We start from the raw sequence: 26,636 nt of genomic DNA on the forward strand, positions 1-26,636 counted from the left end.
GTGCGAACTCCAGCCAGGCGAAGGGCCGGGTTGAGCGGGTAAACCGGACGCTGCAGGATAGGCTGGTGAAGGAGCTGCGGCTTGCCGGGATCGGCGACATGGCGGCTGGCAACGCTTTCCTGGAAGGGTTCATGGAAGGCTTCAATGCCCAGTTTGCCGTGGTCCCTGCCCGGCCGGAGGATTTGCACCGGCCGCTGGGGGCTTTGGCTGAGCGGTTGGGGGACATCCTGTGCTGGCGGGAGCGGCGATATGTGGGGCGGCAGCTGACGCTGTCGTATGAGCGCCGGCGGGTGATGCTGGAAGAGACGGCGGTGACGCGGGGGTTGGTGGGGCAGTATGTGGACAGCTACGCCTTTGCCGACGGCTGGGTGGAGTTCCGCTGGCAGGGCGTTGCCCTGCCCTACACCGAGTTCGACAAGAGCCAGCGGGTGAGCCCGGGGGCGGTGGTTGAGAACAAGCGGCTGTCGGCGGTTCTGGCAGAGATCAAGACGATGCAGGACACCAGGCTTGCGCCCCAGGTGCAGACCAACAGCGAGCGCATCGGTTACGCCAAGACGGGGGGAAAGCCGGGTCGCAAGAGGGGCTCGACGTCACTGTGTGCTGGGGGTGGCCGGTCCACTGCGCCTTCGGCTCCGCTCCCCGCCCACCCCCAGCACTGACAGTTCTACTTTGCGGGACACCCTGACACTTCTATCCGGTTGAAACATAGCATGTAGGCGGGGTGGACTCAAAAACGAAGTGCGACTTTCCAACGTTCTCAGTGAGTTGGGCAGGAGGTCGCAGATGGGGTCTCACTACTCTCACCTGGATTTGTCGGAACGTCGGCTGATTGAGGCCGGTCTTGCTGCCGGTCTCTCATTTGCGGCCCTACTCCCGTACGCACTCATAGGTGCCATTGGAAATGGCCGTGATATTGTCCCTCGTCACCGGCACGCTGCTGCGATAGCCGGCGGGGCAGACGGCCATGATCCGCCAGCCGCCGCGCGGCGTGGCCCGCGTGGCCAGGGTCTGGCCGCTGTCCAACGTGTCCAGGCGCAGCGTGTTCGGGTTGGTGCTGCGGCGCTGTTCCAAGGTGATGGGCTGGGGACAGACGTTGGTCATAAGGCGGACGCCGGCGTCGTCCGGATCGGGCTCGGTATGACGGCAGCGCTCCGCCTGGGGCAGCGTCGCCTGTCCCAAATCCCAGGGCGTGGCCGTCGCGTCCAGAGGGGGACGCTGGCCGGGCGGCAGCGTGGTGGTCAATGCGAAGTCCGGGTTCTGGGGCGCCGTGGGCCAGTCGGCGCGGATCAGGTCGTAGGCGGCGGCCTTTTCCTGGCCGGGTTCCGTCACCACGTCAGGCCGCACCCCCACCCCTTCCCAGCCGTCGCCACCATCCGGCGCCCGCAGCAGCTTGGTGGGCAGGAACAGCGACAGGCCGCCCGGAAGATCCTCCAGGTGGCCCGCGATGCCCGCACCCGCCGTCGTCTGGCCCACGATGGTGGCCCGGCCGGCCCGCTGCAGGCCGAAGGCGAAGCCCTCCGCCGCCGAACCGGTGTGGGCGTCGACCAGGATGTAGAGCTTGGCGTCGGCCAGGCGGCGGCCGGGGACATAGCCGTAGGTCCACTCCTGTTCCTCACGGGCCGGATCGCGGTGCACACCCCGGACCAGCAGGCGCTCCTGCCCCACGCGGAAAAAGTAGGTCGCCAGGAACACCCCGATCTCGCCATTGCCGCCGCCGTTGCCGCGCACGTCGATGATGACGTAGTGCGACCGGGCGGCCAGGGTCATGGCGGCGGCGGCGCTGGCGAAGCCGGCCTCATTGGCCGTCCACGGGCCCGGCGAGCGGATGGTCGTGACCGGAAGGTCGGGATCGACGGTGACGGCGGCGATGCCGTGGTAGGGGCCGGCCACCTCCTCCGGGCCTGGATCGTCGCCAAGCGCCGCGTCGCACCGCACGCTCAGATGCAGGTCCGCATGCTCGGCCCGCAAATCCTCGGTCAGCCTCTTGGCCAGGGGGCATGGCGCCTGCCCGTCATAGCGCCCAGCCTTCAGCCCGCGTGCCAGCGCCTTTCCGTATCGCGCGGAAATGTCAGGCAAAGGATAGTGGTCGCGCAGCAGGCGGCTGATGGTCGCCACCGCATCCGCCACCTGCCCATGATCAAGCGGCGCCGGCCCGGCATCGGCGGCCCCAGCCGCCGTGTTGATCAGCAGGCAGGCACCGGCAAGAAGCGTCAGGGCGCGTGACATGGGACGACAGGCGATCCAGGGTGAGGAAACGCCCCCATCCTATTGATGGTTCAAGATTCGTCACCCCTTATGCAGGCGGTGGCGAATTTGTCGCATCTCAGTTCAGGAGATAGACCCCGGCGTTCAGCGCGGAGGCGAAAGCGACCCAGGCGGCATAGGGCAGGAACAGCAGGGCGGCGATCCGGTCGCTGCGCCAGGCTGTCGCGATGAAGGCCAGGATGGTGACCAGCAGCAGCAGGATGACGGCCAGCGCCAGCCCCGTCAGGTGGGCGGCGAAGAAGATGGGCGACCAGCAGAAGTTCAGCAGCATCTGGATCCACCACAGCCGCATGGGCCGGCTGTCCCTGTCCCGCTGCCATGCCACCCATCCGGCGATGGCGATCAGCACGTAAAGGGTGGTCCAGGCGGGCGCGAACACCCAATTGGGCGGCGTGAAACCAGGCTTTGCCAGGCGCAAGTACCAGAGGCCGGGCACCGTCAGGTAGCCGATGGCGAGACCTATGCCCAGAACCAGGACGACGAAGAGGATGAGGGCCCGGGAAACCGACGATGGCGCCGGCGGTTCATCCTCATGGGGCGTCATGGGCGCGTTCCCTAAATGGTGTCTACCCAACGGTGTCTACCAAGGCATTGGTACACAATAACTTCGTGACTGTCGCGCCCGTTCCATACATCCCGTACGATGCCTGGTTTGTCAGGGCCTGGTTGGTCAGGCGCCTTCCAGCCGTTTCAGCAGATCCGGCGACCAGGTGGCCAAGCGGGCGCCATGCGCGTTGGCCTCCTGCGCCACTTGGTTGTAGAGCTCCAGCAGCTTGCGCGGGTCGAGCAGGCAATCGTTGAAGGCCGCGCGGCCGAAGCGCTTTTCGACCAGCACGGCCATCTCATAGCCCACGGTGTACCAGGCGCCCTGGGCATCGCCCCAGAAGGGGGCCGCGCGTTTCATGATGTCCGCGTCCTGGGTCAGCTTGTCGTCCAGGATGTCCAGCAGCAATTGCTGGATGGCGTCGAGGTCGGTGGCGAAGCGCTGCATGTCACCGTCCCAGCGGGCGCGGACGGGGGCATCGTCCTCCCAGTGGGGGTGCCGGTCGGCGCCGGCGGCGGCCAGCATGGCCTCCCCCTCCCCGAAGGCGCTGAGCCAGGTCACGGCGCGCTTCACATTGGGGGGCAGCCCCGCCTGCAGTTCCTCCTGCCGGGCCGCCAGGCTTTCCAGGCCGATGTGATGGCATTCATGGGCCACCGTATTCTCGAACTGGTCCCGCGATTGCCGGTTGACGGCCAGGAAGATGGCCGGGCCGCCGCCATCATCCGCCGCGGCCGTAGCGGGCTTTTTCCAGACGAAGCTGTTGCGCTGCGGCTTGATTTCCGGAAACACCTGGGCGTGGATGCTGGCGCCCGGCGGCAGCCACGCCAGAACCCCGGCGCCCAGCCGGGCCATGTCCGCCTGTTTCATGGCGGCCAGGGTCGATGCCCAATCCGACCGCTGCGCCGCCGCTTCCGGCGACAACAGGAAGCGCTGGAAGTCCTCGTTGGAAAGGGGGCGTCCCATCGCGGCCTCCCGGGCCTTCAGCCATTGATAGGGCCGGGTCGCGAACAAACGGTTCCAATCCGCCGTCGTGACCGGCTCATGCGCCGCGCTCTTGTCCAGGATGCGCAGGGCCTCATCGGCCTCCGACGTGTCGAGTGCCAGCGACACCGGCGCCTGGGCCATGGCCGTGCCCGCCAGGAAAAGCCACGCCCCGACGATGGCGGAACATATCGCTCCGTTCATGCCCTGCCTCCCCCTCCAGTCCAGGGCAAAAATACCAGGACGCAGTCCGGCGTCCCAGACCGCTTGCCGGTGCCCGGTTGGGGCCACTCGTCGCGCGGCCACCTTCTCCACGCCGGCATTCGATGTCATGATCAGCCCCGCCGTGAATCCATTGAAGGGAGATGTGGGCTTGGTTGGACGCGCGCCATACCGCATCGCCTTGGGCGCCCGCACCTGGACATTCGCCGATCTCAAGGATCTGATGGCGAAGGCGACGCCCCCCCGATCGGGCGACCGGCTGGCCGGTATTGCCGCCCAGTCGGCCGAGGAAAACGTGGCGGCCAAGATGTGCTTGGCCGACCTGCCGCTCAAGACCTTCCTGACCGACGCGCTGGTGCCCTATGAGGAGGATGAGGTCACCCGCCTGATCCTGGACCGGCACGACGCGGCGGCCTTTGCCCCGGTGTCGCACCTGACGGTCGGCGGCTTCCGCGACTATCTGCTGTCGGACCAGGCGACGACGGACGCGCTGGCCGCGCTCGCCCCCGGCCTGACGCCGGAGATGGCGGCGGCCGTGTCCAAGATCATGCGCAACCAGGATCTGATCCTGGCGGCACGGAAGTGCCGCGTCGTCACCCGCTTCCGCAACACCATCGGCCTGCCCGGCACGCTGGCCGTGCGGCTGCAGCCCAACCACCCGGCGGACGACCCCGCCGGCGTGGCGGCCAGCATCCTTGACGGTCTGCTCTATGGCTGCGGCGACGCCGTGATCGGCCTGAACCCGGTATCGGACAGCCTGTCGGTGCTGGCCGACCTGGCCCGCCTGATCGACGGGGTCATTCAGCGCTTCGCCATCCCCACCCAGGCCTGCATCCTGACCCATGTCACCACCAGCATTGAGCTGATGAACCGGGGTGTGCCGCTGGATCTGGTGTTCCAATCGGTGGCGGGCACCCAGGCGGCCAACCAGGGCTTCGGCATCAACCTGGCCCTGCTGCGTGAGGGCATGGAGGCGGCCCAGGCGCTGAAACGCGGCACGGTGGGCGATAACGCCCTATATTTCGAGACCGGCCAGGGCAGCGCCCTGTCCGCCGGCGCCCACCACGGCGTGGACCAGCAGACGCTGGAGGCGCGGGCCTACGCCGTGGCGCGGGAGTTCCGGCCCCTGCTGGTCAACACGGTCGTCGGCTTCATCGGGCCGGAATATCTCTACGACGGCAAACAGATCATCCGGGCCGGGCTGGAGGACCATTTCTGCGGCAAGCTGCTGGGCCTGCCGCTGGGCTGCGACGTCTGCTACACCAACCATGCCGAGGCCGACCAGGACGACATGGACACGCTGCTGACCCTGCTGGCCACGGCCGGCGTGTCCTACGTCATGGGTGTGCCGGGGGCGGACGATGTCATGCTGAACTACCAGTCGACCTCCTTCCACGATGCCCTCTATGTCCGGCGCCTGCTGGGCCTGAAGCGCGCGCCGGAGTTCGAGGCCTGGCTGGCCGCCATGGGCATCACCGGCGCCGACGGCCGGCCCCTGCCCCAGCCGCCCAGCCAGCCTTTGCTGCGGGGATGGCGCTGATGGACAAGCCGACGGTCACGGCCGACGCCTGGGCGCACCTGGCCGCCGCCACGCCGGCGCGCATCGCCCTCGGCCGCGCCGGCGACAGCCTGCCGACGGCGGAGGTGCTGCGCTTCGCCCTGGCCCACGCCCAGGCGCGCGACGCCGTGCACACGCCCTTCGACGCCGCCGGCCTGGTGGAGCAACTGGCGGCCTGGGATCTGGCGCCGGTGGCAGTGCACAGCGCCGCACCCGACCGCGCCACCTACCTCAGCCGTCCGGATCTGGGCCGCCTGCTGGATCCGGTGGGCCGGCAGGCGTTGACGGCCTTGCCCACGACCAGTCCGGACCTGGCCATCGTCATCGCCGACGGCCTGTCGGCGACGGCGGTGCACCGCCAGGCCATGCCCCTGCTGACAGCCTTCCTGCCCTGGGCACGCCGGGAAGGCTGGCGCCTGGCCCCGGTGGTGGTGGCATCCCAGGCGCGGGTGGCCCTGGGCGATGCGGTGGGCCAGGCGCTGGGCGCCCGTGCCGTGGCCGTGCTGATCGGGGAGAGGCCGGGCCTGTCCGCCCCCGACAGCCTGGGCGTCTACCTCACCCTGAATCCCGCGCCCGGCCGCCTGGATGCCGAACGCAACTGCCTGTCCAATATTCGCGACGGCGGCCTGTCCCACGACCTGGCGGCCTTCAAGCTGGCCTGGCTGCTGCGCCAGGCGCTGCGCCGCCAGGTGACGGGTGTGGCCCTGAAGGACGAAAGCGACCGCTTGCTGGTCGATGGCCGCAGCCCCATGTTGCTGGCGGACTGAGGAAGAGGATGGCCGTGCTGCGGACAGGTTTGGTGGCGTTGTCGATGATGGCGCTGGCTTCAGGGGCCCAGGCGGAAGCCGGCCGCATCGAGGAACGAACCCTGCCCTATGCGCCGCTGCCGGCCGACCTCAAGGCGGTGGACGAGATCATCAAGGCGCCGCTCAGCGACGACTTCGTGGCCAAGACCTATACCGCCCCGGACGGCCGCACCGTGCCCTATCGCCTGCTGGCCCCGGCCGCGGTGGCGGCCCAGCCCATGGCGGCCAAGCTGCCCCTGGTGGTGGTCCTGCACGGCTCCGGCAGCATCGGACAGGATAATGCCGGGCAGATGACCGGCTTCGCCAAGGCCTGGGCCCTGCCCGACCTGCGCCGCCGCTTCCCCGCTTATGTGGTGGTGCCGCAGGTGGATGCGCGCAGCGCCGACTATGCCCTGGGGGCCGATGGCCTGCCGGCCTCCCACCCCGGCGCGACGCTGCCCGCCGTGCTGGCCCTGGTGGACGACTTGGCGGGACGCCTGCCGGTCGACCCGGCGCGGATTTATGTCGTGGGCTTCTCCATGGGGGCGTCAGCGGCGCTGGACGCGCTGGTGGCCAAGCCCGGGCGCTTCGCCGCGGCGGTCGCCTTCTCGTCCGTGCCGCCGGAAAGGGCGCAAGCCCCAGGGGTGGCGACCGTGCCCACCCTGCAGGTGCACGGCGACCAGGACACCGAGAACCCCTACGCCCCCGACCACGCCTGGGCGGAGGCGGTCGCGGCGGCCGGCGGCGCGCCGGTGTTCGTGCGCTATCAAGGCATGGAGCACCGGGTGCCGCCGGACATGATCCTGGCGCCCGGTTGGCGGGAGTGGCTGTTCGCCCAGCGGCTCACGCCGGCCGTGCCGCCCCGTCCTTGACGGGCCGGCCGTAGCGGGCCAGCAGGGTCAGCACCGCCTCGTCGATCACCCGGCCCACTTCGGCATCGTCCACCACCTGGTCAGCGGCCAGGAAGGTGGGCCAGAAGATCAGATCGTTGATCATGCCCAGGAACTGGCGCGCCGCCAGGGGCACGTCATGAATGTCCATGGTGCCAGCGGCGATTTCGGACCGCAGGTAGGCATGCAGGTGGTTGAGGTAGGGTGCCTTGCCCCGCAGGAACAGCGCCTGGCCAAGCTCCGGGAAACGCGGCGCCTCCGCGATGATGACGCGGAACAGGGGGCCGGTATCGGGCTGGCGCAGCTTGCCGGCATAATCGTGGCCGATGGCGGTCAGCCCGGCGGTGGGGTTGCCGGCCGGCGGCAGCGGGCGCTGCAACTCCGGATCAACCTCCCACAGCTCTTCCATGATGCCTTCGAACAAGGCGGCCTTGGTGGGGAAGTGCTTGAACAGGGTTCCGGTGGAGATCCCGGCCTCCCTGGCCACATGGGCCAGGGTGGTGCGGTCGTAGCCGTGGGACAGGAACGCCCGGCCGGCGGCGGCCAGGGCCGCGGCGCGCTTTTCGGACTTCACACGTTCCCGGTACTCTTCCACAGCCATGGCCGACACATCCCCAATTCCAGCCGTAAGCCGCCTGTATACCGGCGGTTGCGGCTGGGGTTAAGGGTACAGATGTTCCCCTTCAAAGAACGCTTTTAAAGGGGGCCTTGGTCCGAATGTGGCAGCAGAGGGCGGGCGGCGAAGACGGTGGTGTCGATGCCCAGACTATCGCGGGTGGCGGATGGGACATGATCCATCCGGCCCATCGATAACAACGCATGGGTTTTATCGATTTTCCTTTTACCCCCGTACCCCGGTCTAATGCGGACCCAAGACGGGAGGAACAAGGACACCAGCGTAGCCGGGTCGTGAACTCGGGGCGGTCCCGTCGTCCGTAGCGGTACAGACAGGAACCGGCAGCATGGCCCGCACCTTCATCGACATCTCCGTCACCCTCGACAACGACGTGGTGGCCGACCCGCCCTTCATGCGCCCGCATATCGAGTATCAGACGCATAAGGATACGCTGCATGAGCTGACGATGTTCTTCCCCGAGTTGGACCCCAACGATATGCCGGACGCGGAGTTCGCGGCGGCCGAGACCGTGCGCCTCTCCACCCACAACGGCACCCACCTGGATGCGCCCTGGCACTACGCCTCCACCATGAACAAGGGGCAGCGGGCGATCACCATCGACGAGGTGCCCCTGGAATGGTGCTTCAACCCCGGTGTGAAGCTGGACTTCCGCCACCTGCCCGACGGACATGTGGTCAGCGCGGCGGAGGTTGAGGCGGAACTGGCCCGCATCGGCCACACCTTACGGCCCCTGGACATCGTGCTGGTCAACACCCGTGCCGGTTCCCGTTATGGCCATGGCGACTTCCTGGGCGCGGGTTGCGGCATGGGCCGGGAGGCGACGCTATACCTGACGGAACGCGGCGTGCGCGTCACCGGCACCGACGCGTGGAGCTGGGACGCCCCCTTCCCCCACACCGCCAAGAAGTTCGCCCAGACCAAGGACGTGGGCCTGATCTGGGAAGGCCACAAGGCCGGCCGCGACATCGGCTATTGCCACCTGGAGAAGCTGCATAATCTGGAGGCCCTACCCGCCACGGGCTTCACCGTCAGCTGCTTCCCCGCCAAGATCAAAGGTGCCTCGGCCGGGTGGACCCGGGCGGTCGCCATCATCGATGGGTAGTGCCAATTGACGCGACACTGTACAACCATAATAAGAAATTTTTTCGACTCTGCCACTTTTAAAATTGACGGTTGATGCATTGCGGAACACCTTATGCGTGCCCTATCGCACATGCGAACAATTTAAGGCCGCACGCTGCGGCACGCATCGTCCTGGGCGTCAACCCTTTGAAAAATGGAGATCGGAATGGCCGGCGTGACTGAATTCACCAACACCCGCATCTCGGGCCACGGTGCCAACATCGCGGGGGGCATCGGCAGCTATGTCTGGGGCGGCCCGTCCCCCAACGTCACCATCTTCGCCGTGACGGGCCAGGGCCTGTCGAAGGGTGAGGAATACATCATCACCGCCACCGTCCTGCTGGGACCGGCGCTGCCTGTTCCCTTTGTCGTCACCTACACGGGCCAGATGACCGGCGCGCCGGCCATCGCCACCTTCGAGGCGCTCTGACCATCCGCATGGGCACTCCGGAATTAAGGGCGGGGCGGCGTCTGGTGGGCGCCGCCCTGTTCGTTCACGTGCGCAGGTAACGGCTGGGCGGCACGCCCAGCAGGCGCTTGAACATGCTGGTGAAGGCGGCGGGGCTGTCATAGCCTAGATCCAGCGCCACGGTGGTCACCGCGTCCCCCGCCGCCAGGCGGGGCAAGGCCGCGAACAGGCAGGCCTGCTGGCGCCAGGCGGCGAAGCTGAGGCCTGTTTCGCGGCGGAACTGGCGGGTGAAGGCCCGGCGGCTCATGCCCAGATCATCGGCCCAGCCATCGATGGTGGCGTGCGGGTCTGGATCGGTCACGAAGACGCGGCAGCGGGCCGCCAGCCGCGCGTCGGTGGGCAGCGGCATGGACAATGGCAGTACAGGCAGTGATGCCAGCTCATGCAGCAGCAGGGCCATGATCATGCCACTGCGGCTCTCCGCCGGCACATCGTCCACCGGCAGCTCCGCCGCCTCCATCAACAGGGCATGCACCAGAGGGGTGACGCCCACCACCTGGCAGCGCCCGCCCCCAGGGTCCAGCGTGTCGGGCCCGCGCGCCGCCGGCAGCACGGCCGGGTCGATGTACAGGCTGCGCATCGCAGCGGGGCCCACCACCACCGCCACCTCATGCACCACGCCGGCCGGGATCCACACGGCCCGCTCCGCCGGCACCATCCACGATCCCTGCGCCGTCGCCACCGTCATGACGCCCCGGATGCTGTACAGCAACTGGCAGCGGCGGTGTTGGTGCGGCGGCAGGACATGTCCCGGGGGATAATCATTGCCCAGGGCGAACACCGGCTGCGGCGCCATCTCATACACCTGGGAGCGGACGTCCCGCACCATCGTCGTGTCTCCCCCTTGGCCCAGTCCCGCAATAGTTTGGCCTAAAGACGAAAGCAGGCCGCCAGCATGCGCGCTAGCTTGTCCATCGGCCGCCGAAATGCAAGGGGGGCTGGTTGGGAAATCAGGAGGTCGCGGCGCCACGCGGCCCCATGGGATGGGAGTGTCACCAGTGAGTCAGGCTGAAAGCGTGGGTGCGTCCGCACCATCGCCCGTGGTGCAGACGGCTATGGGGCAGATTGGGGCCAAGACCGGGAGCACCGTGTTCTCGGTGCTGGGGGCCATCAGCTTTTGCCATCTGCTGAACGACATGATGCAGTCCATGCTGCCGGCCATCTATCCCATCCTGAAGGGCGGTTTCGACCTCAGCTTCGGCCAGGTGGGCCTGGTGACCCTGGTCTACCAGATCACCGCCTCTCTGCTGCAGCCCTTGATCGGCCTTTACACCGACGCCAAGCCCAAGCCCTATTCCCTGTCCATCGGCATGGGCTTCACCCTGGTGGGCCTGGTGCTGCTGGCGACGGCGCCCAGCTTTCCCCTGGTGCTGGCGGCGGCGGCCCTGGTGGGCACGGGCTCATCCGTCTTCCATCCGGAATCCTCACGCGTGGCCCGCATGGCGTCGGGCGGGCGGCACGGCCTGGCCCAGTCGCTGTTCCAGGTGGGCGGCAACGCCGGTTCCGCCCTGGGGCCGCTGCTGGCTGCCTTCATCATCGTGCCGCACGGCCGGGGCAGCATCGCCTGGTTCTCCCTGGCCGCCTTCCTGGGCATGATCGTCCTGGCCAGGATCGGCCTGTGGTACAAGCGCAACGCCAAGCCCAAGGCCGCCAAAACGGTGAAGGAGGATCTGACCGGCCTGACGCCGCGCCAGGTGGGCTTGGCCTTCGCCATCCTCCTGGCACTGATCTTCTCCAAGTACGTCTACCTGGCCAGCATCACCAGCTACTTCACCTTCTATCTCATCCAGACTTTCGGCCTGTCGGTGAAGGCGGCTCAGTTGCACCTGTTCATCTTCCTGGGCGCGGCGGCGGTCGGCACCATCGCCGGCGGCCCCATCGGCGACCGCTTCGGCCGCAAGCATGTCATCTGGTGGTCCATCCTGGGCGTGCTGCCCTTCACCCTGGTCCTGCCCTACGCCAACCTGTTCTGGACCAGCGTGCTGAGCGGTGTCATCGGCGTCTGCCTGGCCTCCGCCTTTCCGGCCATCGTCGTCTATGCCCAGGAACTGATGCCGGGCAAGGTCGGCACCGTGGCTGGCCTGTTCTTCGGCCTGGCCTTCGGTGTGGCTGGCGTGGCCGCCGCCGCCCTGGGCTGGCTGGCCGACCTGACCAGCATCACCACCGTTTACAAAATCTGCGCCTACCTGCCGGCCCTGGGTATCCTGACGGTGTTCCTGCCGGATATCGAAGGGGCGATGAGGCGGGCGCGCCGGGCGGGGTGAACTCCGTCAGGCGGTTGGCCCTTGTGGCGACAAGTCCAACCGCCTATCGTTTTCAGAAGGCCATGGAGGGCGACGTGGAAAAGCTGGACCGCATTACTCAGCAGCCCGATGTCATGAGTGGCAAGGCGTGTATCCGCGGGATGCGGGTGACCGTAGGGATGATCGTCGGCCAAATCGGCGCTGGTCATGCCATAGAGGAGATCCTTGCCGATTACCCCTATCTGGAAAGGGAAGATGTGCTTCAGGCGCTGCGGTACGCGGCTTGGCGTTCAGAAGAACGGGAAATCGTACTGGTTAACGCATGAAGCTGCTGGTGGACATGAACCTGTCACCCCGGTGGGTGGCGGTTCTGGTCGCCGCTGGATACCAGGCTGAGCATTGGTCAACGCTCGGCCCGGTGGATGCCCCGGACGGCGCCATCATGGCCTTCGCGCTTGCCCATGACTATATCGTGCTGACGCATGATCTTGATTTCAGCGCTATTTTGGCAGCGACGCAGGGTCGAAAACCAAGCGTCGTGCAAATCCGGGCTGATGACGTCAGTCCATCGGCCATTGCTGACAGTGTGCTTTCTGGTTTGCGGCAAGTCGCCGACGAACTGGAACAAGGGGCGCTGCTGACAATCAATCCAAGGCGCAGCCGCCTACATCTGCTGCCTCTGACTCCGCGATAGAAAGGGGCCGCCCCCACGGACGGCCCCTTCCCATTCAGCTCATCGTGACACCCGGCCTCACTTGGCCTCGGCCGTCCAGGTGTTCAGCCAGCCGAGCACCTCCTGGTGCCATTGGACGGAGTTCTGGGGCTTCAGCACCCAGTGGTTCTCGTCGGCGAAGTAGACCAGCTTGCTGGGCACGCCCTTGCGCTGCAGGGCGGTGAAGGCGCCCAGGCCCTGCTCGAAGGGGATACGGAAGTCGCGACCGCCGTGGATGATCAGCTGCGGCTTCACCCACTGATCGACGTGGTTGGCGGGGTTGAAGCGCTCGTACCCGGCCGGGTTCTCCCAGACCTTGCCGCCGTTCTCCCATTCGCTGAACCACAGCTCCTCGGTGGAATAGCCCATCATGCGGTTGTCGAAGACGCCGTCATGGTTGACCAGGCACTTCCACGGGCCGTTCCAGTTGCCGGCGATCCAGTTGATCATGAAGCCGCCGTAGCTGGCGCCCAGCGCGCAGGCCCGGTCGCCGTTCAGGAAGGGGTACTTGGCCAGCGCCGCGGCCCAACCCTTCTGCAGGTCTTCCAGCGGGCGGTCGCCCCAATGCTGGCTGATGGCGTCGGTGAAGGCCTGGCCGTAGCCGGTGGAGCCGTGGAAGTCGATCATGACCACGGCATAGCCGGCACCGGTGTAGGCCTGCGGGTTCCAGCGGAAGCTCCAGGCGTTGCCGAAGGAGCCCTGGGGGCCGCCATGGATGATGAAGGCCACCGGGTACTTGTGGCCTTCCTGGTAATTGGCCGGCTTCACGACATAGCCGTGCACCATCTCGTTGTTCCAACCGGGGAAGCTGAACTGCTCATAGGCGCCCAAGGTGACGCCGGCCAGCTTGTCGGCACCCACATGGGTCAGCTGCTCCGCCTTGCCGCCCTTCAGCGACACCTTATAGGCCTGCGACGGGCCAGACAGGCTGTCGGCCATATAGACCACGCCCTTGTCCCCGCCCTTCACCAAGTCGATGGCCGTCACATGACCGTCGCCCGTCAGCGCCTTCACGGCACCCGACTTCACATCGACGGAGAACAGCTTGGACTGACCGACGTCGTAGGCCGTGGTCAGCAGGGTGCGGCCATCGGCGGTCCAGGCCAGCGTGTCGGCGGAACGGTCCCAATTGGGATCGATCTCGCGCGTCTCGCCGCTCTTCAGGTCGCGGACCATGATGCCGAAGCGGTCGGCCTCGAAGGTCGGCCGCTTCATGGCGCGCCAGGCCAGTTTGGACCCGTCGGGGCTAAACACCGGCCCCGTGTCCATGGCGGCGTTGCCGGCCGTCAGGTTGACGGGGGCGGCGCCGCCGTCCATGGGCACCTGCCACAGATCCAGGTTGGTGCTCCACGGTTCCGTCCGGCCGGCCAGGCGGGCGGTGAAGACCACGGTCTTGCCATCCGGGCTGATGGTGATTTCGCTGTCGTCGCCGAAGGGCTTTCCCGGCGCGTCGCCGTCGAAGCTCTTCATCAGCGGCACGGGCGCGCCGCTGGCCACACCCTCGCCGTTCAGCGCCAGGGCGAACAGATGATTGCGGGTGCCGTCCGCCCACTCGTCCCAATGGCGGACGAAGACCTTGTCGAACACCACGCCGCTGGACTTGGCGATGTCCGCCGGCCTGGCCGGCTTGTCACCCGTCTCGGTGCCGGGAAACACAGCCATGGACACGACGATGTGCGTGCCGTCCGGCGCCAGGTTGAAACTGCCCACATCCAGCGGCAGGGCGGTCACCTGGGTGGCCTGGGTGCCAGCCGCATCAGTCTTCCACACCTGCTGGCTGCCGGACCGGCCGGACATGAAATAGAGGCTCTTGCCATCGGCCGACCAGCGCGGGGTGCTGGCGCCACCATCGGAAATGGCCAGGCGGTGGCCGTCGCCCTTGCCATCGATCTCTTTCACCCAGAGGGAGTGGGCGGCCTTGTTGTTGGCGTAATCGACGGTGCGGACGTCGAAGGCCAGCAGACGGCCATCGGGCGAGACGCGCGCGTCGCTGGCGCGGTCCATCGTCGCCAGTTCCATTGGCGTCAGGCCGTGGCCGGCCATGGCCGGCGTCAGACCGTGCGCGGCCTCCGCCGCCATGGCCACGGGCGAAACGGTGACGGCCAGGGCCAACGCCAAAGGCGCGCCCAGGGCGTACAGGGAACGGTTCATCCAAGCTCTCCGAAAGGCAGGAACCCCATCGGCCTTGCGGCCGCTTGGACGCCGTCATAGCGCAATTCAATCCGATCGCCTACGGCGCTTGATCGCACAAGCCCCGCCGTGCCTTATGCCAGGACCCGAGGTAAGCGCCAGCCGATCAGGCCGCCAATGGCACCGGTCAGCGCCGACATGGCGGTGCCCAGGGCTAGGATCATCGCCGGCACGTCGCCCAGAATCCATGAGACGAAGATGCCCAGCAGGGCGCACGCCCCACCCGCGACGGCCCCGCCGGCGGCGGCCGGTCCCCAGGTCAGCCGCGTCCGGCCATGGACCAAACCGGCCAGCAGCGAGATGAGCATGCCCCCGACGGCGAAGAATTGGGCCACGGCCGGGCTGAAATGGCCGGCGACGACCATGACCAATTGCAGAACCAGGCCGAACAGCGTCGCGCGCAGCAAACTATCGCCGGACATGGGCGCCCCCTTCCCTTTACCGTTATTGGCCCCGGACGACACCGGGGCATGGTTCCCCCATGGACTATCAGCCGGCCCCACGTCATCCTCAACGGCGGAAAAGGTTACAAACCCGACCCGGCACTGCCGGGAAATCCGCCGGAACGCCGGCGGCGCCCCCTTGCCCCGTCATTTCCCCTTGAGACAGTTAAGCCGCCGAAACCTTGGTGTTTTGTCAGGACAACCGGTTCCGTTGGCGGCTCGTCCGGCGATTGGCACGACTTCTGCTATGGCCGTAACAGTTCCAAGACTATCAGGAACCGCCGGCATCGATCGGCGGCCGTTGGATACCAAAGCCCGGGAGGCATCTTAGATGAAGTCCAAGAAGACCCTGTCCCAGAAGACCTTGTTGGCCACCGTTCTGGCCGCGTCCGCCCTGTCGCTGACGGCCTTGCCGGCCGCCGCCGAGGATGTGGTGCGCCTGGGCAACCTGAAGCTGGCCCACTTCGGCGCCGTGTCCTACACCCAGATGCTGACCGATTGCGGCATCAAGGTGGAGGAGCGGATTTTCCCCAAGGGCCCGGACATCATGCAGGCCATCGTGGCCGGTGAGCTGGACGTGGGCGCCACCGCGTCCGAGGCCGCCATCTCCGGCCGCGCCGCCGGCGCACCCATCTACATCGTCGCCGGTTTCGCCAAGGGCGGCGCCCGCCTGGTGGCGGCACCCGAGGCCAAGGTGACCAAGGTTGCCGACCTGAAGGGCAAGAAGGTCGGCGTCACCCGGGGCGGTATCCAGGAGGTGCTGCTGGCCGCCGAACTGGCGCAGAACAACCTCACCTGGTCCGACCAGCCGGGCAAGGACGTGCAGATCATCTACCTGAACTATCCGGACCTGAACCAGGCCCTGATGCTGAAGCAACTGGACGCCATCATGCAGACAGAGCCGCAGGGCTCCCAGGCCGTGAACGGTGGTTTCGGGGTGGAGGTGATGAAACCCTATGACACGGCCATCGGCAGCCCAGTGCGCACCCTGGTGATGTCGGAGGAATTCCACGACAAGCACAAGGCCGTGGCCGAGAAGTTCATGCGCTGCTTCGTGAAGGCCACCAAGACCTTCATCGACAAGCCGGAGGTGGCGTCCAAATATGTGCGCGAGACGCTGTTCAAGAAGCAGCTGACCGAGGCCGATTTCAACAGCGCCATGGGCAACGCCCAGTACAGCTATGACATCGACCCCGCCCAGATCCAGATCACGGGCGAGACCATGGCCAAGTATGGCGTGTCCAAGATGGCCAAGGTGCCGACCGCCACCGATTACGTGAAGCTGGACCTGCTGGCCGACGCCAAGAAGGACCTGGGCATCCAGTAAGCGCCTGGGCCCGCCGCTCTCCAGGCGGCGGGCCTTTTCCCATCCGCCCTTTCCGCCTTTAAGGGGAGTACCCGAATGCGGCGTAACACCTGGTTGGCGGCCCTGCAGGGGGCCGTCGTGCCGCTCGTGCTGCTTGCCATCTGGCAGGCGGCGTCCAGTTGCGGCCTGGTCAATGCCAAGATCCTGCCCTCGCCCGTGGCGGTGGCCGTGCGCTGGTGGGCCTATCTCGCCCCTGGCGATCCGTATGATCCCGCCAACGGCGGCTACATCGCCTGGCTGTTCTCCGGTGAGCTGATCACGGACGCCATCGGCAGCCTGTACCGCGTGGTCATGGGCTTCCTGGTGGGCGCCGTCCTGGCCCTGCCGCTGGGCCTGGCCATGGGCGCCAGCCGGGCCGCCTTCCGTTGGCTGAACCCCCTGGTGGAGGTGCTGCGGCCCATTCCGCCCATCGCCTACATCCCGCTGTCCATCCTGTGGTTCGGCCTGGGCAATCCGCCGGCCATCTTCCTGATCTCGCTGGGCGCCTTCTTCCCCGTGCTGGTCAACACCATCGCCGGCGTGCGCCAGGTGGACGGCATCTATCTGCGCGCCGCCCGCAATTTGGGCGCCGGGCCCCTGACCATCTTCCGCCGCGTCATGCTGCCCGCCGCCACGCCCTATATCCTGTCGGGCGTGCGCATCGGCATCGGCACCGCCTTCATCGTCGTGATCGTGTCGGAGATGATCGCCGTCAACAACGGCCTGGGCTTCCGCATCCTGGAGGCGCGGGAGTACTTCTGGTCCGACAAGATCATCGCCGGCATGCTGACCATTGGCCTGCTGGGCCTGGCCATCGACAGCGGCGTCACCCGCATCAACAACCACCTGCTGCGCTGGCACCGCGGGCTGGAGCACTGAACCATGTCCGACATCCTGATCAATCACGTCTACAAGCGCTTCGCAGTCCCGGGGAACGAGGTGGTGGCGCTGAAGGACATCAACCTGGACATCGCGTCGGGGGAGTTCGTCTGCCTGTTGGGCCCGTCCGGCTGCGGCAAGTCCACCCTGCTGAACGCCATCGCCGGCTTCTCCCACCCCACGGAGGGCAGCATCACCGTGGGTGGCCGCCCGGTGGTGGACCCCGGGCCCGACCGGGGCATGGTCTTCCAGGAATACGCCCTATTCCCATGGATGACGGTGTTCAAGAACGTCCGCTTCGGGCTGGAGGTCAAGGGCGTGGCCAATGACGTGGCCGACGCCCGGGTGCGCGAGCTGCTGGACATGCTGGGCCTGTCGGAATTCGGTGAGCGCTTCCCCAAGGATCTCTCCGGCGGCATGCGCCAGCGTGTGGCCATCGCCCGCGTCCTGGCGCTGGACAGCCCCGTCCTGCTAATGGATGAGCCGTTCGGCGCGCTGGACGCCCTGACCCGCCGCTCCCTGCAGGATGAACTACTGAAGATCTGGGCGCGCCTGGGCAAGACCATCGTCTTCGTCACCCATTCCATTGAGGAGGCCATCTACCTGGCCGACCGCATCGTCGTCCTGACCTACCGCCCCGGCACCGTGAAGCGCGACATAAGGGTGGAGATGCCGCGACCGCGCGACGCCGCCTCGCCCGAGTTCAACACGCTGAAGCGCGAACTGTCCCGCCTGGTGTCGGAGGAGCAGCAGCGTCATGAGGCGGCGGAACGCGCCGGCCTCACCACCGACTGATCCCCACTTGGCCGGCCCCTTCCCCTTCACGGCGCGCCTGCGCGGCATGAGCACCGGCGGCGCCCTGGCGCTGCTGCTGGCGGCGGTGGGGGCCGTGGGGATATGGGTGCTAGCCGTGGGCCATGCCGAGCGGCGGGCGGTGGAGGCCGTGGCCGCCGACGCCCGTCACCGGCTGGAGATCTACGCCAACAACCTGGACAGCGCGGTCGAGCGCTTCGACTACCTGCCCTCCGTCGCCGCGCGGGATCCGGCGGTGGCGGCGCTGGCAGCGGCGGGCTTCGGCCATACCGATCCGGCCGAGGTCGACCGGGTGAACCGGTATCTGGAGGCGGTGAACGCAAGTGCCGGATCCGCCGTCCTCTACCTCATGGACGCCGAGGGGCGGACCGTGGCGTCCAGCAACTGGAACCGGCCCGACAGCTACCTGGGTGTCGACTTTTCCTACCGCCCCTATTTCAAGGACGCGCGTGACCAGGGCGTGGGCCGTTTCTATGGCGTGGGCACGGTCACCCGGCTGCCCGGCTATTTCATCGCGGCACCGGTGGAGCGGGACGGACGCCGCGTGGGCGTGCTGGCGGTCAAGATCGTGCTGGACGCGCTGGAGGATGGCTGGCGCACCTCCCACGACGCGGTGCTGGTGGCCGACCGTTTTGGCATCGTCTTTTTGTCGTCCAATCCGGAGTGGAAGTTCCGTGCCCGCCGGCCGCTGGACCCGGACACCGTGACGTACCTGAATGAGACCCGTGAATATGTCGGGCTGGACCATCCGCCGCTGGTGCTGCCCCGCTCCCTCCGGACCCATCCGGATCTGCTGGTCGAACGGGGGCTCAGCCGTTATGGCTGGACCATCGCGCTGGCCGCGGACGCCCACCCCGTGGCCCAGGCCGCCGCCACGGCCCGTATCGGTCTGGCGCTGCTGTTGCTGCTGGCGCTGGCCATCGGCCTATACGTGCGCCAGCGGGTGAAGCGCCTGCGGGAACAGCGGCTGGCGAAAGCGGCCCTGGACCGCGCCTACCAGGACCTGGAACGCCAGGTGGAAGCGCGCACCGCGGACCTGCGCGACGCCCAGGCCGAACTGGTGCAGGCCGCCAAGCTGGCCATGATCGGCCAGGTGGCGGCGGGCGTGACCCATGAACTGAACCAGCCGCTGACGGCCTTGCGCGCCCTGGCCGACAACGCCCGCCTGCTGCTGGACCAGGGCCGGCAGGCGGAGGTCAGCCAGAACCTGACCCACATCGCCGGGTTGGTGGACCGCATGGCCAAGATTTCCAGCCAGTTGCGCAATTTCTCCCGCCGCAGCGAGGGACCGGCCCAGCCTGTTGCCCTGCCCGGCGCGGTGCAGGAGGCGCTGGCCTTGCTGGACCGCCGCCTGAAGGAGGCGCGGGTCCAGGTGACGGTGGACGTGCCGGAGGTGACGGTGGCCTTCGATCCCGTCCGGTTGCAACAGGTGTTGGTCAACCTGATCCGCAACGCGGAGGATGCGACGGCCGGGGTGGCCGAGCCCCGCATCGCCATCACCGCCGTGCCCGCCCTACTGGACCAGCGCGCCGCCGTGCGGGTGACGGTGGCCGATAATGGCCCGGGCTTGGACCCGGCGGTGCGCGACCGGCTGTTCGACCCATTCGTCACCACCAAGCCGGGCGGCCAGGGCCTGGGCCTGGGCCTTGCCATCTCCCTGGCCATCACACAGGAATATGGCGGGCAGTTGGAGGCCCGCGACGGGGACGCCCGCGATGGTGAAAATACCGGCGCCGTCTTCCTGCTGACCCTGCCTTTGACCTCAGTTGAGCGCGATGACCCAACCGCCTGATATCGCACCCGTTGTCCTGTTCGTGGATGATGAGGAGATCATCCGCCTGACCGTGCGCCAGACGCTGGAGCTGGCGGGCCTGGCCGTGGCAACCTACCCGACGGCGGAGGCGGCGCTAGCCGATATCTCAGCCGACACGCCGGGCGTCCTGGTGACGGACGTGCGCCTGCCGGGGATGAGCGGGCTGGATCTGCTGTCGCGGGTACGGGCGCTGGATGCGGAGCTGCCGGTGGTGCTGGTCACCGGCCAGGGCGATGTCTCCATGGCGGTGCGCGCCATGCAGGACGGCGCCTACGACTTCATCGAAAAGCCCTTCGTCACCGACCATTTCGTGGAGGTGATCCGCCGCGCCCTGGAGAAGCGCGCCCTGGTGCGGGAGAATCGGCGCCTGCGCCAGGCCCTGGACCAGAACGCGGCGGTGGAGAACCATCTGCTGGGCCAAAGCCCGGCCCTGGTGCGCACCCGCCGCCTGGTGGCGGACCTGGCCGGCACGGACGTGGATGTGCTGGTGCTGGGCGAGACGGGCACGGGCAAGGAACAGGTGGCGCGCGCCCTGCACGAGGGCGGGCCGCGGGCTGCATTCCCCTTCGTCGCCGTGAATTGCGGCGCCATCCCGGACAGCATGTTCGAAAGCGAGATGTTCGGGCACGAGGCCGGCGCCTTCACCGGGGCGGCCAAGCGCCGGGTGGGCAAGATCGAATACGCCCATCGCGGCACCCTGTTCCTGGATGAGATCGAGAGCATGCCGCTGGCCCTGCAGGTCAAGCTGCTGCGGGTGCTGCAGGACCGGGCGCTGGAACGGCTGGGCGGCAACGACCGGGTGGCGGTGGACCTGCGCGTGGTGGCGGCCACCAAGGAGAACCTGCTGGATCTCGCCAACGCTGGCCGGTTCCGCGCCGACCTCTATTACCGGCTGAGCGTCGTCACCCTGACCCTGCCGCCCTTGCGCGACCGGCGGGAGGACATCCCCCTGCTGTTCCAGCACTTCGCCCTGCAGGCGGCGGCCCGCTTCCGCCGTCCTTATGCCGAGCCCACGCCGGCCCTGCTGCGCGCCCTGATGCTGAAGGACTGGCCGGGCAATGTGCGCGAACTACGCAACGCCGCCGACCGCCATGTCCTGGGACTGGCTGAAGACGAGGGTCCTGGAACCGACGGCGGCTCCCTGGCCGACATCCTGGATGGGGTGGAGCGGCACCTTATCACCGAGGCCCTTCGTGCCAGTGGCGGCCAGGTGACGCGCGCCGCGGAGACGCTGGGCGTGCCGCGCAAAACGCTATACGACAAGATGAAACGCCTGAATATTGGCGGCGCGGAATGAATTGGGGCACCGAATGAACGCCGATCCCGTGATCCTGACCGTAGCGCCCAACGGCGCCCGCCGGCTGAAGACCGACCACCCGGCCATCCCCCTGGAGCCGGCGGAGATCGCCCAGGATGCCGCCGCCTGCCTGGAGGCGGGCGCCGCCATGATCCACATGCACGTGCGGGACGCCCAGGGGCGCCACCTGCTGGACGCCGATGCCTATGCCGCCGCCACGGCGGCCGTGCGCCAGGCCGTGGGCGATCGCCTGGTCATCCAGGTGACGACGGAGGCCGCCGGCATCTACCACCCGCCCCACCAGATGGCCGTCATCCGCGCCCTGAAGCCGGAGGCGGTGTCCCTGGCCATCCGCGAACTGGCCCCGGACGCCGTGCACGAGAAAGAAGCCGCCGACTTCTTCGCCTGGCTGGCGCGGGAGCGGATCATGGTGCAAACCATTCTTTATTCCCGTGACGACCTGCTGCGCTGGCACGATCTGCGCCATCGCGGTGTCGTGCCGGAGGTGCCGCACTTCCTGCTGTACGTCCTGGGCCGCTACACCGCCGGGCAAGTCAGCGATCCGCGCGACCTGTTGCCCTTCATGGCGCCCGTCGCCGACGCGGCCGATGACAACACCGGCGACGTGCCCTGGGCCGTCTGTGCCTTCGGCCGGCGGGAGAACGCCTGCGTGCTGACCGCCGCCGGCCTGGGCGGCCACATCCGCGTCGGCTTCGAGAACAACCTGCACTTGCCGGACGGCACCCTCGCCCCCGACAACGCCGCCCTCGTGGCCGCCGCCGCCCAAGGCAGCCGCCTCATGGGCCGCCCGCTGGCCACGGCGGACGGGGTGCGGGCGCGGTTCGGTTGACCCGCACCCTAAATCGCGGTGCTGAACTAAGTCGCGCTGCTGAAAAAGTCGTTCGGCATCACCGCCCCCTGGGTCACGTCCATGATGACCCGCATGGCGGCGGCGTCGGGGTGGCGCTGGCCGTTGCACCACCGGGCGACGGTGGAACGGCTGCGTCCGATGCGGCGGGCGAATTCGGCGGCGGTGAGGCCATGCGCCTGGAGGTAGTCGGCGAGCGTCATGGATGAATGGTGCCGAATGGGCAACTTTCTGTCAACGCGTTGCCCGCATGGCGACTGGCGATTGGTAGCCGCTGTGGCAACTTCGCTGTCATGATGGACCGCCCGCCCAACCGTATCCGTGAACTTCGTGAAGCCAAAAGGATGACCCAGGAACAGCTGGGCGCCCTGATCGGCACCGATAAGACGGTGATTTCCAAGCTGGAATCCGGCCGCACCCGCCTGTCCCAGCCACGCATGATGGCGATCGCCGCCAGCTTGGGGTGCGGTGTGGCGGAACTGCTGGAGCCGGTGGCGGCGTCCCCAGCCCCGGCCGACTGGGGGCAGGATTCTTCGGTCGAGGTGGCGGAGGTCGACATCTACGGCGATCGGCGCGGTGGCTTCCTGGCCAGCCATGACGGCAAGCCGCAAGGCTTCCGCGAGGATGAGACCATCGCCCAGTGGCGTTTCCCCGCCGCCTATCTGACCGCCGAACTGCAGGTGCGGGCCGCCGCCGTGCGCATCGTCGAGGTGCGGGGCGATGGCATGGAGCCGACGCTGCTGCCCGGCGACCGGGTCATGGTCAACCTGGCGGACCAGTCGCCCTCGCCCCCCGGCATCTTCGCCCTGTGGGACGGCCAGGGCGTGGTCATCAAGCGGCTGGAACTGATCGTGGCCAGCCATCCGCCCCTGGTGGAAATCCGGTCGGACAACCCGCACCACCGCGTCTATGAACGCGCGGCGGCCGATATCGACATCATCGGCCGTGTCGTCTGGGTGGGCCGGCGCCTGTGAGCGACACCCGTCTTCGATGCGCAAGTTGCCAGAGAAGCAACTTATGAATTGACGGGCGGTTGCCGTTCAGGCACCGTCAGGATATCGGCTGTTCTGCCGATGTTCCCCTTCCCCAAGCGCTGACCGCCTGAGGAGCCCTTTCCCCTTGGAGAGGCTGATGACCCGTCTTGAGCGCACGACACAGTTTTACTGGCAATTGGCCCAGTTGGCGCGGCACGACACTTTCCTGGACCTGGTGGTGCGTGGCCTGGACGGGCTGGCCGTGGTAGCGCGCACTGCCCCCAGCCATCGCTTGCGCCGGGCCGCCGCCGCCCATGTTGGCGTGGCCGCGCGGGCGCATCATTTCCTGAATGCGGATCGGCTGGAACAGGCGGCGGTGGCACTGACCGCCGCGCCGAGCTGGCCGGTTCCTTGCAGGCCAGCTCCGCCATTCGCGCGTAAAACCGGCTGTCCGAAGGGATAGGGGCGCCCGAGGGGATAAGCGGGCGTCTGGTTCATGAGCAATCATAAGTGGTATGGTGGCGCATACCCTCATCAGTGGCGGGTTCACCTGGCAATGAGAGGCCGTGGCGCTGCCCGCTGTTTGGCCTGTTATGACCTGCCTGCGGCAGTGACACCGCTGCCGCTGCGCCCCATCCCGTTCTTCCCACTCCTACCTCTGCCCCCCTGTTGCCGGCGGCGCCATCATGCAGACGCAGATCTGGCTCCCGTCTATGAACATTTGAATGCTAATCGTTAGGATTCTAATATTCTGGACATGGAACAAACGGCCCCCCTTCCCATTACCCCCCGGCACCGGGCCTTCGGCCTGACGCTCCTCTATCTCACCCGGCGCTGGCGGCGGGAAGCGGATGCGACCCTGAAGGCCTATGGTCAATCCGAGGCGACCACACTGCCCCTGGTGGTGCTGGCCCGCCTGGGCGACGGCATCCGGCAGGGTCAGTTGGCCGACCATGTGGGGGTCGAGGGACCGTCGCTGGTGCGGCTGGTGGACATGCTGGAAAGGGACGGTCTGTTGGAACGCCGCAGCGACCCGCGCGACCGGCGGGTGAAGACCCTGCACCTGACGGTGGAGGGCCGGGCCCTGGCCATCCGGCTGGACGACGCGCTGGACGGCATGCGCCAGCGCCTGCTGGCCGAGGTGACGCCGGAGCAGCTGGATACCGCGCTGACCGTCTTCGCGGCCGTCGAACGCGCCCTGGGCCGGTCCCCGGGCGCCAAGGACGGCACCGAGGGAGATGGGCCGTGACCGCCGCCGCCTGGTTCTCATCTCTTTTCCGGGGATTCTCCAAGGGCGCCGGCGACTGGATGTTCGCCGCCAAGACGGCCGCCGCGGCCCTGGCGGCCTTGTACATCGGGTTCAGCCTGGACCTGCCGCGCCCCTATTGGGCGGCGGGCACGGTCTTCATCGTGTCGCAGCCGCTGGCCGGCGCCATGCGGTCCAAAGGCGTGTTCCGCGTGATGGGGACGGTCATCGGCGCCGTGGCCACGGTGGCCATCATTCCCAACCTGGTGGACGCCCCGCCCTTGCTGTGCGTGGCCATGGCGCTGTGGACGATGGTCTGCCTGACCTTGGCCCTGCTGGACCGCACGCCGCGCAGTTATATCTTCATGCTGGCGGCCTACAGCACCGCGCTGATCGGCTTTCCCACCGTCACCGACCCCGGCACCGTGTTCGACGCCGCCCTGGCCCGGGTGGAGGAGATCACCGTCGGCATCCTCTGCGCCACCGTCATCGGCAGCGTCATCTTCCCGCGCGGCATCGGCCCCGTGGTCAGCGATCGCATCGATGCCTTCGCCGCCGATGTCACCCGCTGGGCGCGGGACGCCCTGGCCGGGGCGGAAGAAACGGCGGCCACCCGCTCCGACCGGCGCCGCCTGGCTGCCGACGCGGTCGAACTGCAGATGATGGCCACGCACCTGGATTACGACACCAGCCACCTGCACGGCATGAGCCAGGAGGTGCGGCAACTGCGCCAGCGCCTGGTCATGCTGCTGCCCATCCTTTCGGGCCTGGGCGACCGCGTCCGCGCCTTGAAAGCCGACGGCCGTCCGCTGCCGGCGGCGCTGGAGGCGTTGCTGGCCGACGTCGGCGGCTGGGTGGCGGACCTGGAGGCGCCGGCAGACCGCACGGCGGATTTGCGCACCCGCATCGCAGCGCTGCGCACGGCGCCGGCCAACTGGCACGACGTGCTGACCTTGAACCTGCTGACGCGGCTGAAGGACCTGATGGACGCCCTGCAGGATTGCCGCGACCTGCGCCGGTACATAATCAGCGGCGGCCATGGGCCCAAGGTGCGCCGCCGCCGGGGCGGCCGGGCGGGGGCGGAGGTGGTGATGCACCGGGACCTGGGCATGGCCCTGTGGTCCGGCGCCGGCGCCGCCATCACCATCCTGCTGGGCAGCGCCTTCTGGATCGGCACGGAATGGGCGGATGGCGCCATCGCCCTGGAAATGGCGGCCGTCGCCTGCTGTTTCTTCGCGGCGCAGGACAACCCGGTGCCGGCCATCCTGGACTTCGCGCTGTACAACGCCGTGGCCGCGGTGCTGGCCGGCATCTACATCTTCGCCATCATGCCGCACATCGACGGCTTCGTGATGCTGGCCTTCGCCCTGGGGCCCATGTTCCTGCTGCTGGGCCGCGTCATCGCCAATCCGCGCCTGGCTGGCCGGGCCTTGGCGGTAGGCGCCACCCTGCCCACCCTGGCGGGCCTGAGCAACACCTACAGCGCCGACTTCGCCTCCTACCTCAACAGCGCCTTGGCGCTGGTGCTGGGCATGGGGTTCGCGGGGCTGGTGACGGCGCTGGTGCGCGCGGTGGGCGCGGAATGGGGCGCCCGGCGCATCCTGCGCGCCTGCTGGTACGACATCCGGGCCGTGGCCGATATCCGCACCCCCGCGCCCGACGGCGGCCTGCGCCCCGTGTTCGCCGGCAAGCTGCTGGACCGCATGGGCTTGCTGGTGCCGCGCCTGGCCGCACTGCCCCCAGGGTCGGAAATCGCGGCCGCCGACGCCCTGGCCGACATCCGCACCGGCATGAACGTGCTGGAGCTGCGCGGGGTGGAACGGGCCCTGCCCATCCCAGCGCGGGCGGCGGTGGACGGGGCGCTGTCCCAGCTGGCCGACCACTACCGGGCGGTCTGCCGCGCCGGTGCCCCGCGCCCGCCCTCGCCGCAGCTGCTGGCCGGCATCGACGCCGCCCTGGCGGCGCTGATGCCCCTGCCAGACCGCAAGCCGCGCCAAGCGTTGCTGGCCTTGGCCGGCATCCGCCGGGCCCTGTCGGATGGCGTGCCCGACCTGCCGCCGCCCACCCCCGCCGTTCCCGCCCCTCCCACCCCGGAAGAAAGCCTGGCCGCATGATCGGCGAAATGGACATTCACGGCGTTTTCGTCTCCCCCCTGCTGGTTTGGGGCGTGATCGCCTTCCTCATCTCCATGGCCGTGCGCTGGGTGCTGCGCCTGGTGGGCGCCTATCGCCTGGTCTGGCATCGGCCGCTGTTCGACCTGGCCGTTTACGTCATCGTCCTGGGTGGCGTCGCCGCCGCCTTCACCCACTACACGTCTCATCCCTGATCGTCTGGACCTCG

27 protein-coding genes and 1 pseudogene are annotated in these 26,636 nt (G+C 68.1%); 20 read left to right on the plus strand and 8 right to left on the minus strand.

Translation table 11 applies throughout. The features are described 5' to 3' along the window. Positions 1–578, plus strand: a pseudogene (locus FBZ88_RS20875) (transposase family protein); the annotation flags it as partial. Positions 579–867: 289 nt separating this feature from the next. Here the strand turns inward: FBZ88_RS20875 and FBZ88_RS20880 are convergent. From FBZ88_RS20880 to FBZ88_RS20890, 3 genes are all read right to left on the minus strand, one after another. After that, positions 868–2,226 (minus strand): S41 family peptidase, encoded by a 1,359-nt coding sequence (locus tag FBZ88_RS20880; protein ID WP_145619085.1) that lies wholly within the window; start codon positions 2,224–2,226, stop codon positions 868–870. Positions 2,227–2,323: 97 nt separating this feature from the next. Next, a complete protein-coding gene (locus tag FBZ88_RS20885; RefSeq protein WP_145619086.1) occupies positions 2,324–2,809 on the minus strand; it encodes a TspO/MBR family protein in 486 nt (161 codons plus the stop codon). Between the two features lie 126 nt (positions 2,810–2,935). After that, a complete protein-coding gene (locus FBZ88_RS20890; protein ID WP_145619087.1) occupies positions 2,936–3,994 on the minus strand; it encodes a DUF5700 domain-containing putative Zn-dependent protease in 1,059 nt (352 codons plus the stop codon). 241 nt (positions 3,995–4,235) lie between these two features. Between FBZ88_RS20890 and FBZ88_RS20895 the strand changes: the two genes are divergently transcribed. Genes FBZ88_RS20895 through FBZ88_RS20905 form a run of 3 tightly spaced genes read left to right on the plus strand, consistent with a single transcriptional unit; the run spans position 4,236 to position 7,227 of the window. Beyond that, entirely contained in the window at positions 4,236–5,552 is a 1,317-nt protein-coding gene (locus FBZ88_RS20895) for an ethanolamine ammonia-lyase subunit EutB (RefSeq protein ID WP_246138788.1), read from the plus strand. After that, positions 5,552–6,337, plus strand: a complete 786-nt coding sequence (eutC, locus tag FBZ88_RS20900) for an ethanolamine ammonia-lyase subunit EutC (protein ID WP_145619089.1) — start codon at positions 5,552–5,554, stop codon at positions 6,335–6,337. The genes FBZ88_RS20895 and eutC overlap by 1 nt, the downstream gene beginning before the upstream one ends. A 14-nt stretch (positions 6,338–6,351) precedes the next feature. Then, complete coding sequence (locus FBZ88_RS20905; RefSeq protein ID WP_186464526.1) at positions 6,352–7,227, plus strand: carboxylesterase family protein; 876 nt, start codon at positions 6,352–6,354, stop codon at positions 7,225–7,227. Here FBZ88_RS20905 and FBZ88_RS20910 read toward each other — a convergent pair. Then, positions 7,199–7,846, minus strand: a complete 648-nt coding sequence (locus FBZ88_RS20910; RefSeq protein ID WP_145619091.1) for a TetR/AcrR family transcriptional regulator — start codon at positions 7,844–7,846, stop codon at positions 7,199–7,201. The genes FBZ88_RS20905 and FBZ88_RS20910 overlap by 29 nt on opposite strands. 361 nt (positions 7,847–8,207) lie before the next feature. Between FBZ88_RS20910 and FBZ88_RS20915 the strand changes: the two genes are divergently transcribed. Continuing rightward, on the plus strand, positions 8,208–8,984 hold the full coding sequence (locus FBZ88_RS20915) for a cyclase family protein (RefSeq protein ID WP_145619092.1): 777 nt from the start codon (positions 8,208–8,210) through the stop codon (positions 8,982–8,984). Between the two features lie 186 nt (positions 8,985–9,170). Next, on the plus strand, positions 9,171–9,434 hold the full coding sequence (locus FBZ88_RS20920) for a hypothetical protein (protein ID WP_145619093.1): 264 nt from the start codon (positions 9,171–9,173) through the stop codon (positions 9,432–9,434). Between the two features lie 64 nt (positions 9,435–9,498). Here the strand turns inward: FBZ88_RS20920 and FBZ88_RS20925 are convergent, their stop codons facing one another. Then, positions 9,499–10,302, minus strand: coding sequence for an AraC family transcriptional regulator (locus FBZ88_RS20925; protein WP_145619094.1), 804 nt, complete (start codon positions 10,300–10,302; stop codon positions 9,499–9,501). Between the two features lie 169 nt (positions 10,303–10,471). Here FBZ88_RS20925 and FBZ88_RS20930 point away from each other — a divergent pair, with 169 nt between their 5' ends. The 3 genes from FBZ88_RS20930 to FBZ88_RS20940 all read left to right on the plus strand — a co-directional run bounded on the left by FBZ88_RS20930 (position 10,472) and on the right by FBZ88_RS20940 (position 12,410). After that, positions 10,472–11,737 (plus strand): MFS transporter, encoded by a 1,266-nt coding sequence (locus FBZ88_RS20930; RefSeq protein WP_326485808.1) that lies wholly within the window; start codon positions 10,472–10,474, stop codon positions 11,735–11,737. A 74-nt stretch (positions 11,738–11,811) separates the two neighbouring features. Beyond that, the gene (locus FBZ88_RS20935; protein ID WP_145619095.1) at positions 11,812–12,042 is read left to right on the plus strand and encodes a DUF433 domain-containing protein; all 231 of its coding nucleotides are present in this window, start codon (positions 11,812–11,814) and stop codon (positions 12,040–12,042) included. Then, the gene (locus tag FBZ88_RS20940; RefSeq protein ID WP_145619096.1) at positions 12,039–12,410 is read left to right on the plus strand and encodes a DUF5615 family PIN-like protein; all 372 of its coding nucleotides are present in this window, start codon (positions 12,039–12,041) and stop codon (positions 12,408–12,410) included. The genes FBZ88_RS20935 and FBZ88_RS20940 overlap by 4 nt, the downstream gene beginning before the upstream one ends. Before the next feature lie 57 nt (positions 12,411–12,467). On the opposite strand, the gene FBZ88_RS20945 is transcribed toward FBZ88_RS20940, so the two are convergent. After that, positions 12,468–14,579, minus strand: coding sequence for a S9 family peptidase (locus FBZ88_RS20945; protein ID WP_145619097.1), 2,112 nt, complete (start codon positions 14,577–14,579; stop codon positions 12,468–12,470). Between the two features lie 113 nt (positions 14,580–14,692). Further along, positions 14,693–15,040, minus strand: a complete 348-nt coding sequence (locus tag FBZ88_RS20950) for a hypothetical protein (protein ID WP_145619098.1) — start codon at positions 15,038–15,040, stop codon at positions 14,693–14,695. Between the two features lie 352 nt (positions 15,041–15,392). On the opposite strand from FBZ88_RS20950, the gene FBZ88_RS20955 reads away from it, so the two are divergent. From FBZ88_RS20955 to FBZ88_RS20980, 6 genes are all read left to right on the plus strand, one after another. After that, on the plus strand, positions 15,393–16,388 hold the full coding sequence (locus FBZ88_RS20955) for an ABC transporter substrate-binding protein (RefSeq protein ID WP_145619099.1): 996 nt from the start codon (positions 15,393–15,395) through the stop codon (positions 16,386–16,388). Between the two features lie 75 nt (positions 16,389–16,463). Continuing rightward, complete coding sequence (locus tag FBZ88_RS20960) at positions 16,464–17,285, plus strand: ABC transporter permease (RefSeq protein ID WP_145619100.1); 822 nt, start codon at positions 16,464–16,466, stop codon at positions 17,283–17,285. A 3-nt stretch (positions 17,286–17,288) separates the two neighbouring features. Further along, positions 17,289–18,080, plus strand: a complete 792-nt coding sequence (locus FBZ88_RS20965) for an ABC transporter ATP-binding protein (protein ID WP_145619101.1) — start codon at positions 17,289–17,291, stop codon at positions 18,078–18,080. Then, complete coding sequence (locus FBZ88_RS20970) at positions 18,043–19,890, plus strand: sensor histidine kinase (RefSeq protein WP_145619102.1); 1,848 nt, start codon at positions 18,043–18,045, stop codon at positions 19,888–19,890. Before FBZ88_RS20965 ends, FBZ88_RS20970 begins: the two co-directional genes overlap by 38 nt. Next, complete coding sequence (locus FBZ88_RS20975) at positions 19,874–21,208, plus strand: sigma-54-dependent transcriptional regulator (protein ID WP_145619103.1); 1,335 nt, start codon at positions 19,874–19,876, stop codon at positions 21,206–21,208. The genes FBZ88_RS20970 and FBZ88_RS20975 overlap by 17 nt, the downstream gene beginning before the upstream one ends. 13 nt (positions 21,209–21,221) lie before the next feature. After that, positions 21,222–22,058: a beta-keto acid cleavage family enzyme gene (locus tag FBZ88_RS20980; protein ID WP_145619104.1), complete on the plus strand. Its 837-nt coding sequence runs from the start codon at positions 21,222–21,224 to the stop codon at positions 22,056–22,058. 26 nt (positions 22,059–22,084) lie between these two features. Here FBZ88_RS20980 and FBZ88_RS20985 read toward each other — a convergent pair whose 3' ends face one another. Beyond that, entirely contained in the window at positions 22,085–22,279 is a 195-nt protein-coding gene (locus FBZ88_RS20985) for a helix-turn-helix domain-containing protein (protein WP_145619105.1), read from the minus strand. A gap of 93 nt (positions 22,280–22,372) precedes the next feature. Here FBZ88_RS20985 and FBZ88_RS20990 point away from each other — a divergent pair, with 93 nt between their 5' ends. The 5 genes from FBZ88_RS20990 to FBZ88_RS21010 all read left to right on the plus strand — a co-directional run bounded on the left by FBZ88_RS20990 (position 22,373) and on the right by FBZ88_RS21010 (position 26,622). Beyond that, on the plus strand, positions 22,373–23,050 hold the full coding sequence (locus FBZ88_RS20990) for an XRE family transcriptional regulator (protein WP_281290154.1): 678 nt from the start codon (positions 22,373–22,375) through the stop codon (positions 23,048–23,050). A gap of 157 nt (positions 23,051–23,207) precedes the next feature. Beyond that, positions 23,208–23,513 (plus strand): hypothetical protein, encoded by a 306-nt coding sequence (locus FBZ88_RS20995; protein WP_145619107.1) that lies wholly within the window; start codon positions 23,208–23,210, stop codon positions 23,511–23,513. Positions 23,514–23,807: 294 nt separating this feature from the next. Beyond that, a complete protein-coding gene (locus FBZ88_RS21000) occupies positions 23,808–24,299 on the plus strand; it encodes a MarR family winged helix-turn-helix transcriptional regulator (protein WP_145619108.1) in 492 nt (163 codons plus the stop codon). Beyond that, positions 24,296–26,410 carry an FUSC family protein gene (locus FBZ88_RS21005; protein WP_145619109.1) on the plus strand — a complete coding sequence of 705 codons (2,115 nt, stop codon included), beginning with the start codon at positions 24,296–24,298 and terminating at the stop codon, positions 26,408–26,410. The genes FBZ88_RS21000 and FBZ88_RS21005 overlap by 4 nt, the downstream gene beginning before the upstream one ends. Next, a complete protein-coding gene (locus tag FBZ88_RS21010; RefSeq protein WP_145619110.1) occupies positions 26,407–26,622 on the plus strand; it encodes a DUF1656 domain-containing protein in 216 nt (71 codons plus the stop codon). Before FBZ88_RS21005 ends, FBZ88_RS21010 begins: the two co-directional genes overlap by 4 nt. Positions 26,623–26,636 lie beyond the last annotated feature (14 nt).

It is taken from the genome of Nitrospirillum bahiense (assembly GCF_007828025.1).
Classification (GTDB): domain Bacteria; phylum Pseudomonadota; class Alphaproteobacteria; order Azospirillales; family Azospirillaceae; genus Nitrospirillum; species Nitrospirillum amazonense.